The organism is Methanocorpusculum sp. GPch4, from assembly GCF_012062385.1.
GTDB classification, from domain to species: Archaea; Halobacteriota; Methanomicrobia; order Methanomicrobiales; family Methanocorpusculaceae; genus Methanocorpusculum; species Methanocorpusculum parvum.
Map to the genome: position 1 here is coordinate 1 of NZ_SIJA01000062.1, position 14904 is coordinate 14904.

9 protein-coding genes and 1 CRISPR repeat array are annotated in these 14904 nt (G+C 47.5%); all 9 genes read right to left on the reverse strand.

What is annotated here, in order from left to right; all coding sequences use genetic code 11:
* The first annotated feature begins 4 nt into the window (after positions 1-4).
* Positions 5-1982: a CRISPR direct-repeat array (repeat unit 32 nt; unit sequence ATTTCAATCCACGTGCCCACGAGGGGCACGAC).
* Positions 1983-2179: 197 nt separating this feature from the next.
* The 9 genes from cas2 to uvrA all read right to left on the reverse strand — a co-directional run bounded on the left by cas2 (position 2180) and on the right by uvrA (position 14884).
* Complete coding sequence (gene cas2, locus EYA77_RS04730) at positions 2180-2470, reverse strand: CRISPR-associated endonuclease Cas2 (protein ID WP_167816044.1); 291 nt, start codon at positions 2468-2470, stop codon at positions 2180-2182.
* Positions 2471-2473: 3 nt separating this feature from the next.
* The gene (gene cas1c, locus EYA77_RS04735) at positions 2474-3508 is read right to left on the reverse strand and encodes a type I-C CRISPR-associated endonuclease Cas1c (RefSeq protein ID WP_167816045.1); all 1035 of its coding nucleotides are present in this window, start codon (positions 3506-3508) and stop codon (positions 2474-2476) included.
* Between the two features lie 2 nt (positions 3509-3510).
* Positions 3511-4182: a CRISPR-associated protein Cas4 gene (gene cas4 / locus EYA77_RS04740; protein WP_209315011.1), complete on the reverse strand. Its 672-nt coding sequence runs from the start codon at positions 4180-4182 to the stop codon at positions 3511-3513.
* Positions 4169-5071 carry a type I-C CRISPR-associated protein Cas7/Csd2 gene (cas7c, locus tag EYA77_RS04745; protein ID WP_167816046.1) on the reverse strand — a complete coding sequence of 301 codons (903 nt, stop codon included), beginning with the start codon at positions 5069-5071 and terminating at the stop codon, positions 4169-4171. Before cas7c ends, cas4 begins: the two co-directional genes overlap by 14 nt.
* A 3-nt stretch (positions 5072-5074) precedes the next feature.
* Positions 5075-6907 (reverse strand): type I-C CRISPR-associated protein Cas8c/Csd1, encoded by a 1833-nt coding sequence (gene cas8c / locus EYA77_RS04750; protein WP_167816047.1) that lies wholly within the window; start codon positions 6905-6907, stop codon positions 5075-5077.
* A complete protein-coding gene (gene cas5c, locus EYA77_RS04755; RefSeq protein WP_167816048.1) occupies positions 6904-7575 on the reverse strand; it encodes a type I-C CRISPR-associated protein Cas5c in 672 nt (223 codons plus the stop codon). Before cas5c ends, cas8c begins: the two co-directional genes overlap by 4 nt.
* 109 nt (positions 7576-7684) lie before the next feature.
* On the reverse strand, positions 7685-9928 hold the full coding sequence (gene cas3, locus EYA77_RS04760) for a CRISPR-associated helicase Cas3' (RefSeq protein WP_167816049.1): 2244 nt from the start codon (positions 9926-9928) through the stop codon (positions 7685-7687).
* 435 nt (positions 9929-10363) lie between these two features.
* Positions 10364-11362, reverse strand: coding sequence for a DUF4357 domain-containing protein (locus tag EYA77_RS04765; RefSeq protein WP_167816050.1), 999 nt, complete (start codon positions 11360-11362; stop codon positions 10364-10366).
* Positions 11363-12088: 726 nt separating this feature from the next.
* Complete coding sequence (gene uvrA, locus EYA77_RS04770) at positions 12089-14884, reverse strand: excinuclease ABC subunit UvrA (RefSeq protein ID WP_167816051.1); 2796 nt, start codon at positions 14882-14884, stop codon at positions 12089-12091.
* Between the last annotated feature and the right edge of the window lie 20 nt (positions 14885-14904).

The following is a 14904-nucleotide window of genomic DNA, read 5'->3' on the forward strand; positions in this document are numbered from 1 at the left end:
ATTGATTTCAATCCACGTGCCCACGAGGGGCACGACTTGCCATTACACATAATATAAAATATATTATATTTCAATCCACGTGCCCACGAGGGGCACGACGTAATATTATATTCACATGACAAAAGTTACTGTATTTCAATCCACGTGCCCACGAGGGGCACGACGGTCGGCGACCTTGACGACAGCCGCATGAGCGATATTTCAATCCACGTGCCCACGAGGGGCACGACACAGAATCTAAAGGATGGCTTAAGGCCATTTACATTTCAATCCACGTGCCCACGAGGGGCACGACGGGAGTATAAAATACCTGTTTACCGTCGTTAGTATTTCAATCCACGTGCCCACGAGGGGCACGACACGCCGATGAGATGCGTATCGCATTTTCAGATATTTCAATCCACGTGCCCACGAGGGGCACGACCGGGCACGAATGCGACTACAAGCGTAACCACAAAATTTCAATCCACGTGCCCACGAGGGGCACGACTAGAGATAGGGGACATTTTAGAGGACATTTCTGATTTCAATCCACGTGCCCACGAGGGGCACGACGGTAAGCTCTTCTTGTTTCAACCAATGCTTTTTTATTTCAATCCACGTGCCCACGAGGGGCACGACATGTGTTGTATTTGACATTGACCCAGGAACTAAATTTCAATCCACGTGCCCACGAGGGGCACGACCCGCACTGGAGGGCATACAAATCATCATATTATAATTTCAATCCACGTGCCCACGAGGGGCACGACCTGGGCGCGGGGGCGACATAATGGCAGTTAATGATTTCAATCCACGTGCCCACGAGGGGCACGACCAAGGGGGCGATAGGCACAGTTATTATAGACATTTCAATCCACGTGCCCACGAGGGGCACGACCCAAAGATATGGGAGTATATGCTTTCACTTGAAATTTCAATCCACGTGCCCACGAGGGGCACGACTCTGGGCCTCATGGTGTGTGTATATTTCTTTTGATTTCAATCCACGTGCCCACGAGGGGCACGACTCAAGTTCTATATTCGCTTGAATCGCCTCATTGATTTCAATCCACGTGCCCACGAGGGGCACGACTCTCTCTTGAGTGCATCGATTTGCTCTTCAAAATTTCAATCCACGTGCCCACGAGGGGCACGACGAGGGTTTTCCCTGGAATTGCCCTCTCAAGAAGATTTCAATCCACGTGCCCACGAGGGGCACGACTATCCCGTGTTGAGCCTGCAGAGCATGAACAAAATTTCAATCCACGTGCCCACGAGGGGCACGACGGGATGTAACGGGGAATGTAACCGGGGATATAAATTTCAATCCACGTGCCCACGAGGGGCACGACGTATGTGCCGGAGCGGCCAAACGGGCGCAATTTATTTCAATCCACGTGCCCACGAGGGGCACGACTAGACGCGGCCTATAGGGATTATGACCGTGAAGATATTTCAATCCACGTGCCCACGAGGGGCACGACACTGATAAGACCTCTATTCTTCATGATGAAGATTTCAATCCACGTGCCCACGAGGGGCACGACGTTAACGACATTAAGCGCCTGAACGAAATCATAATTTCAATCCACGTGCCCACGAGGGGCACGACTCGTCTAATGTAGGCTTGAAACGTGTCTCAAATATTTCAATCCACGTGCCCACGAGGGGCACGACCATCCGTGTTCGTGCTGGTTGTCGGTATAATACATTTCAATCCACGTGCCCACGAGGGGCACGACGTACGTCCTTTGAGTTCCGATTCAGTGGTGATAATTTCAATCCACGTGCCCACGAGGGGCACGACGAACAGCTATCGAACACGCATCAGAAATTAAAGATTTCAATCCACGTGCCCACGAGGGGCACGACATGGTTTTGCGTGTGATGCCGGTCTCCTCCGAATTTCAATCCACGTGCCCACGAGGGGCACGACATAACTCTTAAACCGACCTCAATCATAATTGAATTTCAATCCACGTGCCCACGAGGGGCACGACTCTAACTCTAATATACTATAACTCCACCCATATAATTCTCTCCCTCCCTCATCAGCAGAAAGTTCCACACGTAAAACATTATATTCCATTGGAAATATTCAAAATCTTCACCAAACCCAAAAACAAACCAAAAACCGCAGACATCGCGAACCTCCCGGAAAAATCATGGGCACAACCCCTTCGCGAAAAAAAAGAATCTAAAAAATCAGCGCATCATCCACGTTCAACCCAGGCTTTGCTCCAACATGCTCAACATGATCTCTACCCTGCTTTCCGAGATTATAATATCTAACACTATCCGTTTCTGGATTAATAACCTCTCCTATCCTGAACTTCAAATCCATCAGCTGAACAGAATCCACTACGCACTCAAACACTGAGTTCTGCACTCTCACCCCAAAATTTTTACAGATCTTTGCGACCTGACGAAGCCGCCGTCTCCCCTCCGGCGTCTCCGTATTCACATCATATGTAACCAAAACAAACATCTCTCACCTCACCACAAACGGCGGATACCCGTCGATATCTCCCCGAAGGAACCGGGCGAGCAGCATCGCCTGGGCATACGGCAAAAGACCGATCGGAATCTTCTCCTCCAGATATCCGTGCGTCACCTCCTCCTTTCTTCGCTTCTGCCATGCCTGCAGGACCGTCTTTCGTGCATCATCAGTCAGCAAAACCGCTCCGTTCTCCTTCACCACGAAATCACCTGCCGTCACCACACGGTTATTGATGAGACTCAGCACAAACCGATCGCCAAGATACGGGCGAAACTCCTCCATCAGATCGAGAGCCAGACTTGGTCTTCCAGGCCGGACCCGGTGCAGAAAACCGACCTGCGGATCGAGACCCACAGACTCCAGAGCCGATGCACAATCTGCCGCAATAAGTGTATAGGAAAATGAAAGCAATGCATTCACCCGATCCAGAGGAGGACGCCTTGACCTGTTTTCAAACGAGAACTCCGGTTCCGTTGACAGGATCAGATTATTGAAACTGTCAAAATAATACTTAGACAGGATCCCCTCAAAGCCTCTCAGCTCATTCAGCGAACCACACGTTCCGGCTCGGATTTGGAGGATCCCCTCAGACAGCCGTTTGAAATTCCGCTCGAACTCCCCCGACACCATATCCGGATAATCGCGGGAAAACCGTTGAAGGACCGTCCGGCAGTTCATCAGTTTCCCGAGAATGCAGTATGCCGCGATTTTTTTCGATGCTTCCTCATCATCCGAAACGGCGTACTGACGTTTCCGGAGCAGCACATTTCCCGAAACCTTGCCGCCGATCCGTGCCATAAATTTTCCATAAGGCGAAACAAAACACATGCCCACATCATTTTCCGTACAGAGCGCCATCATCCCGGGACTTGCCCCCATGAACCCAAAACAAACGACCCCTTCCAGATTATGGATCGGGACTCTGGCGAGTTCCTGATTTTCAACGGATACAACGATACTTTCCCCGTCCCGCGAAAGATAGGACTTGGGATTTGTCACATACAAAACATTACGTAGTTTTCGCATAATTACCTCAAAATAGCAGATTCAAGGTATGAATCCACAGCATGTTTTTTTGATGACAACTGAGGCAGGCATATATCCACGAGAGAACAATTATCACAGTGTTTCTGATAAACAGCCGGAGGGGTGATTCCCTCTTCAAACAGGTGATACATTTCAGCAACAAGAGATGTCACACGCTTACGGAGATCATCATCAAATTTAACCTCAAACCGACGCCGTGTTTTTCCATAATACAGGAACCCATGCTGAATTGCTGTCTCAAACATCTCTTCAAGACACATTGCCTGACAACAGAGTTGTACTTCATCACTTCCAAATGAATTCTTTTTTCCCGACTTGTACTCAACAGGAATCACATTCCAGAACCCGCTGAATTTTTCAAGTTCCACTCCTGTATTATTACGTTGAAATTCAACAACATCCGCAACACCATATACCTTAAGGGAATGAGACACTAAAGGCATGGCGTGAGTAATGATAATATCTCCCCGGCATTCAGTAAGATGAGGATTGTCAGCATTTTTATGCATCAAACGTCCTGAAAATGTCAGGGAATTCTCATTCCACTGTTGTTCGATATGAATGAGCGCCCACCGTCTCTTACAAAAAGCAAAGTGAAGAATGCCGCTCAACAGCAGATAATCTTCACTATCTCTCTCTTCAAAGTTTTTCAATACACGTAACTCCAGCGGGAAGTTGTGCACAATCGGATTTCACCGCATAATCTGCAAATGATCGTGCAGGTCCATCAACAGTTTTCTTTACAGAAATTCTATCAAACAAGAGATGCGATGGTGAACATCCAAAGATGGAATCGTGCTTGAACACAAACAACTTGCGGGTCGCCATCTTGCCCCTTGCTGCAGAATGATCATCCTCAAATAAATTTATGAGAGCATCCCACAGCAGATTCAAATCCTCCTCATCAAAGCCAGTTCCATCATATCCGCCCCCCTCCTTCTTCTGGGCAAGATTCGCCGAAATATATCCCTCGACGCGATACAATGCATAGGGAACAATATGCTTCTTTCCCATTGTCCGCTCCTTCAGTTCGTCTTCCTTTTTTGTCACTGCACAACGGGTGATAGACAACTCACGTGCAGCAATTGGGTCGATACTGCGTGCAAAATTCAGCTGCACTGGTCCGCGAACCTGACCGCAGACAGCATCACCTGTTGACATAACTGCGCCAAATGTGCGAATATCATAATAATTCTCACACATGAATGCACGCGCTTTGACAACATCCTCTTTAGGCTGCTTTTTGTTCTTTTTGTTTTCTGTGTTCTCTTTGACCATCTCAATATTACACTCTTTATAGGCCCACTCATGCTCATCATTGAGAACAGCACCATCACGAACATAAATCTTAAACCCGGGCGCATTCTGCTTCACCAAAGAAACATAATTGCGGATTTTTCGCTTGATGCATACATCCGTAACCAGACCAAAACCGGTTTCCGGATCAACACGCGGCATGTTTCCCGCATCCGGATCGCCATTCGGATTACCGTTTTCAACATCAAACAACATTACAAATTCATAGCGGTTTTCAATTGCCATAACTTAAGCCTCCAGTTTCAATTTTTCTTTATCTTCTTTCTTCATGTAGTAATACTCACGCTGATGATAATACCCGAGAATAAATAATCCCTGCTCCTCAAGATTCAAAGTAGCGGGGAATTCATTGTCCAGATTCCAAAGTAGTTTGGAAATATCAGCATCATAATACTTCGATGCATAACCATCCTTCTCTGAATCAACTTTTGCAATATGATGTTGCGCCAGATTCAGCAAACTTGGAAAAACCAGTTTTGGATTCGTGGATGCCGATGCAAAATACCTCGACCGAATAGTCGAATCATTATTGGCCTCATACTGTAACTTTTCAAGTACAGCAAAAAGCCTGCCAATAGTATAGGCCTTGTTTGTGGATTTCAGATTTAAACTCATTGTAACATCATCTCTCTTAAAATTTCGGCAGAGAACTGCCTTGATATATCCAACACGGACAAAATCGATTCCATCAGTTTCTGACGACTCAGTCTTCTCTCCCTTCTTTTTTCCCTGCATCTCCTTTTTAGCAGAGGCGGCCTTTTTCGGCACCATCCCTGCCTCAGAACGGATACGCATAAGCATAGTCATATAAAGTGAGATCGGGTAAGGGGCACCGGTAAGAATGGCATTATACAAACTCTGCTCCAATGAATTCGGACATTTCTCCCACCATTCCGTTACAGCAGATGGAACTGTTCTCCGAAGGATCTCGGTAATGCTCACAGATCTCACCTCACCATACCTGTTTTTAAGACCAAGGGCATCCTGATGACTGGTCATATTCCTCATAAACTTCTCAAACGTTGATGTATACCAGAATCTTACCGACACCCGAGCAGCATTTGGAGACATACCTAGAACATACGTCTCAACAGAAGGATCGGCTATATCACAAAAGCTCTTGCCTGCACGGATCGCCTTCATGATATTTTCAATTTTTTCAGTCATCCGGGGGTCCCGTTTTTCCATCTTATTGGAAGGGAAGAACTGTGCCAGAATGCTCTGCTCGGTCCCGGTTTTCGTTGCCCAAAATACTACCCTTGTTTCACCGATCTTTGAATGCATATCTGGACTATCAAGCAAGTGTTGAAGAACTGTTATGTACTTAAACGCCGCATTTTTCGAAACTGGCGCATTATAACTCTGCTCTTTTCCGTATGATGTAAATGAATCCGGTTTAAAACTCACAAGAGAACAGCCAGTCCCCTTCCCGCCGCTGATCGTTACGGAATTATGTGTCTTGGCAATAGGGACATTAGGCTCTCCGGTAACAAGACACTGTTCGCAAAGCTCATCTGGTGATGGTTGCTGCCGGAATTTCTCCCAGATGGTTTTTGTAGCCGGTCGATCGTGTATATCGTTTTGATCACCATCGAGCTGAAAAATAAGATTTTTCCCCGTATACATATCCTTTGGAAATGCATTGCCCGGACGGGAAACCTGCTTTTCCAAAAACAATAGAAATGCCCGGAGTCCCTCATCCGAAGAATCCCCGATCAGCTCACGGTGATAAGCTAAAGAAGCCCGGATCCAATCCTGCCTTGGTATGAACTCGATCTGTTTTGTTGTCTTATCGGTCTCGACCTCATACCCAAGCAGATACTTTGGCGTATCGCAAAGGAAGTAAGGTCTGATCGAAGACCGTTTTTCATGTTCCGGAACTGTATGCTTTTCAGTCTTTTTATTCTCATTTCCAAGTTCAACGCATCCTACGACAGAGCCGTCAGGAGATAGAGTGATACGGTACGAGCACTCAACAGCTGAATAGTTTGATAGAGGTATTTCCACATTCTTATCGGCGGCCAGCACATCATATAACTCGCACAAAGCCTGAAGGATCATACATTTACCTCAGCATGCAACACGGTTGGGATCTGAACGATACCCTCATGCATCTGTGCCCGGAAAAACCGCGGCTCCTTATCTTTCTTGAAATCGATATCATATAACATCCAGCCTAGATCCCTACTCTCTGGAATAGGAGTGAATATGGATGTATCTTCCACCAACTCAAAATTTACAGGAAACTCACGGCATCCAAAATACGGTTTATGATAACACTGTCCCCTCCGTGCGCGTCTGAGGAAAATATTATAATGCTTTTCTGCTGTATCGTCAGCTCCCGCATTTTCTGTCATAAGAAAATGTGCCTGGATTAAATACTCAACATCTTTAAGATAGAGCGTGGCCCTCTGCTGACGCTTCTCCTGAGGGTCGAGATAGAGCGGAGCCGCTGATCCGGAATTGGAAACAGATTTCATACATGACTTTACGTCAGTAAAGGAAACAACATCGCTCACTTCATTTCTGCGAATATTGGAATAAGCAATTGGTTTGATCACCCAGATCGTATCGATAACCCACCTGATAGCGGGTTTCCAGTGAATAGCTTCCAGAATCCCGCGAGCTGCAGATGGGGTGATAACATCATATGTTACCCGCTCGGCCTTCATTTCAGGCCGGGTAAAGCATGCAGAATCGCCCCATACTCGTAAGGTAATACCATACATTTAGAGACACCTATCCCCACAATTTAACTGCAAACGAAAGTAAAGCACACATAATGTGAGGAATAATTCTTATGTGAACCTGAGAGGTAATAAGATATTGTATTTTTACTCAGTAGATATACCCCTCTCTCTCCTCAGTCGGCAGAGGAACAATAAGACCAAGATTTTCATCATAGCTTTTCACATCTAAAAGCACAACAATACTATCACTATAGAATTTCAGCATCCCGCCAGCATCAAATTTTTCCAAAATATATTTTCTGACGTTAACGCAGTAAGGAGTGATTTTTCTTTGAACCTCGCCAAGTCTCATCTCATCCAGCGATGATAACAATTTTTTACACTCGTCATCAAGGGGGATCACAACAGCACAACCGTCATCTGAAATAAGTTTAAAATCCTCAGATATGTCCCGGAAAGGATAAGATGGATTTGATGAGCTCAGGGCATCCATGCATTTGTCAATAATATGATGTTCATCCAAATCCGCTTTTTTGTTATAGAATAATTCCCGGAAATACGCATCTGAATTTTCTTTAGATAGGAAATCAGACGTATATCTCTCTGCAAGTTGTGCTGTTTGACGGAGATACTTGGGAAGATTGTATACATCTTTTGGTTGAAACACATACACCGTCCCAACTGCCTGTTTTCCCTCTCGATTGCATCTCCCAGCCGCCTGAATAATTGAATCGACTCCCGCGAGTGAGCGGAAAACGACTGGAAAATCAATATCAACACCTGCTTCGATCAACTGAGTAGATACAACATGACACGGCAATCCCATAAACAGCCGGCCTTTGATCGTTGCAATAACTTTTCGACGGTGTGCGGGATACATATTTGTACTGAGATGATAACAACTGTCAGGACTGATATTTTGCAGCAGAGAGTACAAATCAGATGCATGCTTTTTGGTATTTACAATACAGAGAGCCTGCTTTTCTTGGAGAAGAAGGGATGAGATCTCTTCATTTGTCTTATTGCCAAGATACAGCGATTCAGTCCGTTTCATCTCCTGTGCCATTTTTGCATATGTTTCTTTTGGGATGATTTCATACTGACTTTTGGATGGGATAAGCCCATTCTCTACGAAATTAGGCTGTGTTGCAGTACAGAGAACCACAGAACAATTATAGTTCCGTACTAATTCAGATAAAGCATACAAACAAGGGATCAACAGATCGATGGGAAGAGCCTGAACCTCATCAAGAACAATAACACTGTTGGAAATGTTGTGTACCTTTCGTGAGCGGGAAGGATTTGCAGTAAACAATGATTCGAAAAACTGCACATTTGTAGTTAATATCAGCGGGGCATCCCAATTAGTAATGGAATTGGCGAGTTTTTCGTTTTCATCCTCTAAGTCCTTGTCTATATCTGCTTTTGAATGTGGAAGGACAAAGTTTGAATGATGTTCAAGGACGTTCATTTCCCCAAATATTTTTTTATAAACTCCAGCATTTTGTTCAATAATTGAAGTAAAGGGAATCGTGTAGATTACGCGTTCCAGATGATTTTTTTCAGCGTGGTGGAGTGCAAACATTAGGGAGGAGAGGGTTTTCCCTCCGCCAGTTGGAACCGTTAATGTGAACAGACCCTTTCCCTCCTCACTTGCTTCTCTACAATATGCTAAAATATTTTGACGAATATTGTTGAGTTTTCCACATTTATCCTTAGAAAAATTAGCCATGTGATCATCTAATTTCTCTTTCAGATCAGAAATGGAGAGATACTGCAATGATTTTTCTTCCTTACTTGAGGAAATTTTTGGAAATGATTGGGCATTTGTTCTGTCAGCGTCCACTAATGCGGATAATAAGAAATGCGTATACAAAAATAATGCGAATCCAACCTCTTTTTCACTGGAAAAAGAGAGACTGGATATCGCAGAATCGATATTTAAGTCAGGAATTTGCACCTCAGTATGCCAGGCAGAATATAATTCAGGCTTGCAGCTTCCTATTCGTGGAAACAAATCAGACCTGCTGCTGTTTTCATCTCCCATATTTGGAAGACCTGCATGATGTCCTGCGATCACATAAGCCATAAGAGAATAGGCTATTTTTGAAAAAGTGGAATGCTCCTTATCTGCAAGATCGTGAATTGTTTTCGCACCCGCTGTTGAGTGATCCACCCGGATGTTCTCACCGCGAACTCTGCGCTGAAACTCGTCTGAGTATTTGCCTATATCATGGAGTAAGCCGCAGAGTTTTCCGATCTCCGGACACGTAAACTTGGAACAATATTCTGACATTAAGTTTGATGTTTCTGTCAAATGTTCCAATAATGGCTGGAATGGAGCGTGACCATCAATGCTTCTGCCATAATAGGGTTGTTCGCTCTCACTCATATGAAATACATCTCAATTATAGTATGATTAATGTTCGGATAAATAAAGTCAGGCTGATATTAGGCAAAAGAGAACCCTCCCGTAAAATAAGGGGGGAAATGCATATCCTCTGTGTAGTCGGTCGTGCCCCCTGCGGGCACGTGGATTGAAAGAAGCGCTGAGTCACCCACGTAGTTCTTTCCCCACTGGTGACCCACCATAAAAACACATAGAGATCCAACAAAAAGGATACCTCCACTGCGGGCCTTCCCTTGCCGGATCAAGAAAAGAGCTGATACTACTTCATTTTGAAATCAGAAATTTTTTTATTCTTCCACCCCCTATCCCAATTTTTTCATCTGGTTTTCGATTAGGGATGATCGGCTGTGAACATACGGTCAATCCAAAACGGGGATCATGCCCAAACACACTTCATCCGTAAAAATCTTGAAAATGTCACACCTCATCTTTATAATACTCATTCCAGGTTGTACCTTCTGCATTACGCCATAAAATACCGCCTTTATTATTACCGCCCAATACAAAATCAGCAGCAGTATTTGGGCTTTTAAATTCTCTGTCCTCAGCAAGATAGGCAGTGCCATTCTTTTTTGTCTTAATGACTCCTTCCTCTTTCAACTCTTTTCTTCGATTTTTACCGCCATTGGAGTATGGTTCAAAAGAGAGATTAACTTCTGAACCCGCAAGCACGCGAAATGTACCGCAGAGTTTCTTCCCTCGGGCAGTAATCCCGTCCTTTGAAAGATAAAATATAGGATCCTCCTTCTTTGGCTTTACCACGGGTTTTGGCGGAGCCCAGGGGTCATATAATTCCTGGGTATTATCAGATTTTATAATAACAACTCGTTCTCCGCTGAAAATTTTAAACCACTGTTCACCCTGATTTTGGGTCACCACAATCTGATTCGGTTTGAGTGAAACAGCTTTGTCGCCATTATTCAAATGAACGATAACATCTCCCTGCTTGAGAATACCAATACTCTCTCCTCGATTCCGTGTAACAATTTGCTGATCATAACCAACTCTTTTTACACGATAATCACGATCACGTTCCCAGTCCGGATATTCCTGCTTAAAGAAATATGACGGCGTATCAGGAAACTGCTTTCTTGTTATTGATAAATGCCGATTCAAATCCCGCATGAGTATTGTATCTGACCTGTTTTCTTTGATTTCACCATCCCACTCATCTCCGACAAATCCAAACCTGTCTGTTTGAATTGTCCATTCGCCGTCTCTATTGCTCCTTCTGGGATAATCTGAATTATCAGTGGTTAGAATCGGTTCCAGAGGTTTTCTCCAGGCACGACAAAAAACCTTGAATTTCTCGTTAATAAAGACAAACTCAAAGAAACAATGCTCGATTACGGATTGATAATCTAAAAGCTCACATGTTCTTCCATCAACGTAACTAGATTCTCTATACCATCCCATACCTATTCACCAGATAGTAAATAATTGGATATTTACTGGCTTAGCAGTATCTATGGTGAATATGGATACTCTGCATCTGACCATTCTGCGATACAATGGCCGGGCACAATACTAACCTGTGCCCCAGTAAATAAGATATCTCCACCGCGGGCCGCTCCGCGCCGACTCGCAAGTCTAGCGACTTGCTCGGCTGAGGCCGCCCCTTCGGGTCAGCCCGCAGTCACTCCCCCGCACCCCGAAATCAGAAAAAGAATAACAAACAAAAAGAAAAACCCGCGGGCGGGTTTTTCCCCAGCATTTTTCCAGAGAGGGTGCGATTCCTGCGTAGGCGAAGCCCAAATGGGCAAAGCCCATTTGAGGCGGCACGCAAATCTTCGATTTGCACGCATCAGCCGGAGCAGAGCACCCGAACGCAAGGAAAATGCGATTCGCGAGGATTCGCGGAGATTCGCGGTTAAATAAAATCAGGTTTCCACACCCAACATACTCCTTCCCGAATCTCACCCCTCCGTCTTCTTTCCCTCCACTCGCACGTTTTCTTCAAAAACTTGCTCAAGCTTTGACCGCCCCTTCGGGGCAGCCCGCCTCCGCTAAGGTCGTCCGCTTTCAGCGTTCAACCCGGTCGCAAATCAAAGATTTGGTCGCAAGTCCTCGCTCCGCTCAGACTTGCTCCGCTGAGGCCGCCCCTTCGGGGCAGCCCGCCCCCCCAAAAAAAACAGATAATTCTTACAGCATCCTCTTCAAAAACTGCCCCGTATAACTCTTCTTCACCTTCGCCACCTCCTCCGGCGTCCCCTTCGCAATGATCTCGCCGCCCGCATTCCCGCCCTCCGGACCCAGATCGATCAGATAATCCGCCGACTTGATCACATCCAGATTATGCTCGATCACAACAACCGAGTTCCCCTTCCCGACCAGACTGTCCAGAACCCCGATAAGCTTCTTCACATCATGGAAATGGAGACCCGTCGTCGGCTCATCCAGGAGATACACGGTCTTCCCCGTCGCCCGCTTCGCAAGCTCCCTCGTCAGTTTGATACGCTGGGCCTCGCCTCCCGACAACGTCGTCGAACTCTGCCCGAGCTTGATATACCCGAGACCCACATCCGCAAGCGTCTGCAGCTTCGTACTGATCGCCGGCACGTTCTCGAACAACTCGAGCGCCTCGTCCACGCTCATACCCAGAACATCCGCGATCGACTTCCCCTTATACTTCACCTCCAGCGTCTCCTCATTATAACGCGCTCCCTTACACTCCTCGCACTCCACATACACATCAGGCAGGAAGTTCATCTCGATCTTCATCACCCCGTCCCCCGAACACGCCTCGCAGCGGCCGCCTTTGATATTGAACGAAAAACGACCCGGCCCGTACCCGCGCACCTTCGCCTCCTTCGTCTCCGCAAACAGCTTCCTGATCTCATCGAACACCTTCGTATAAGTCGCCGGATTCGACCGCGGCGTCCTTCCGATCGGCGACTGATCGATCACGATCACCTTGTCGATCTCCGACTCAAAGATCAGCTCACGATAGGCGCCCGGCGTCACCTTCGATTTATACAGCTCCTTCATCAGCGCCTGATACAGCGTATCGTAGATCAGCGTCGACTTTCCAGAACCCGAAACGCCCGTGATCACCGTCAGCGTCCCAAGCGGGATCGCCGCATCGATATCTTTCAGATTGTTCTCCGTGCAGCCGTTGATCCGCATAAACTTCTTCGCCGGCCGCCTCTTCTCCGGAACAGGGATCGAAAGTTCGCCCGAAAGATACTTGCCTGTCAGAGACTCCGGGAACGTTTCGATCATGTCCGGCGTTCCTTCGGCCACAACACGTCCGCCGTGGACGCCTGCTCCCGGGCCGATATCCACCACGTAGTCGGCCGCCCGGATCGTGTCCTCGTCGTGTTCGACCACGAGGAGCGTGTTCCCGAGATCCCGAAGCTTCTGCAGGGTCTGGATAAGCTTCTGATTGTCCCGCTGGTGAAGGCCGATCGACGGCTCATCCAGGATATACAAGACCCCCATCAGGTTCGACCCGATCTGGGTCGCGAGGCGGATACGCTGGGCCTCGCCGCCGGAGAGACTCCCGGCACTCCGGGAAAGCGTCAGATAGCCGAGACCCACCGACCGCAGGAAGTTCAGCCTTGATCTGATCTCCCGAAGGATCAGCTTCGCGATCTCCTCCTCCTTTGGCGAGAGAGGCAGCGACTCGAAGAACGCATAGGCCGCATCGATCGACATATCCGAAACATCAGCGATCGACATCCCGCCGACTTTCACCGCGAGTACATGCTCCTTTAACCGTTTGCCGTGACAGGTCGGACACGGCAGGATCCGCATGAACTTCTCCAGCTCTTCTTTGCGGTACTCGGACTTTGTCTCCTTATACAGCCGTTCGGTCTGGGGAAGCAGCCCTTCCCAGCTCCCATGATAGGCCCACTCGGCATTCTTCGAGGTGTGGCTGAACTTCATGTTCTCGTTCACGCCGTTCATCAGCCCGTCATACTGCTCCTTCGTCAGCTCGTTCACCGGCGTCATCAGGGTGAAGCCAAGATGCTTTGCGACGGCGTCCAGATACTGGACACGGTACCCGTCGAGGAAGTTTTTGTACACCGCGACGGCGCCGTCAGCGAGCGAGAGGGTCTTGTCAGGGATGATCAGATCCGGATCGAAGACCATCTGGAACCCGAGCCCGTTGCAGGTCGGGCATGCCCCGAACGGACTGTTGAACGAGAACATTCTCGGCTGGAGCTCCTCGAACGAGAGACCGCAGACAGGGCATGCCATCCGTGCCGAGTAGACGGAGTCCTTCCCGCCGGCGTTTGCATACACGAGTCCGTCCTCCGCATGCTTCAGCGCAGTTTCGATCGCATCGGTCAGCCGGCTCCGGTCGGTCGTATCGACCCGGTCGACGACGATCTCGATGTTGTGCATGATGTATCTGCCGAGTTTGATCTCGTCGTCTGTTCTGAGGATCTCTCCGTCGACCCGCACTCTCGCAAATCCGTCTGCATGCAGATCGCGAAACAGCTGTTCATAGGTCCCTTTCTTCTTGCGGACGATCGGGGCGAGGATCGTGACCATCGTCTCAGGATACTCGCTCTGGATCGAGTCGGCGATCTGTCCGGGAGTCCTCGACTCGATCTTTACGTGATGGATCGGACAGTAGGGGATCCCGACCCTGGCATACAAAAGCCGCAGGTAATCATAAATCTCCGTCACCGTCCCGACGGTGGAGCGCGGATTTTTTGAGGTGGTCTTCTGTTCGATCGATATTGCGGGGGAGAGACCTTCGATGGAATCGACATCAGGTTTGCTCATCAGTCCGAGGAACTGGCGGGCGTAGGCGGAGAGCGACTCGACATATCTGCGGTGACCTTCCGCATAGATCGTATCAAAAGCGAGAGTGGATTTTCCCGAGCCCGAAACCCCGGTCACGACGATGAGTTTGTCACGCGGGAGTTCTATATTGATATTTTGAAGGTTGTGCTGTCTTGCGCCCTTCACTATCAGGTTTTTCATGCGGATACATGTTTGCGGCA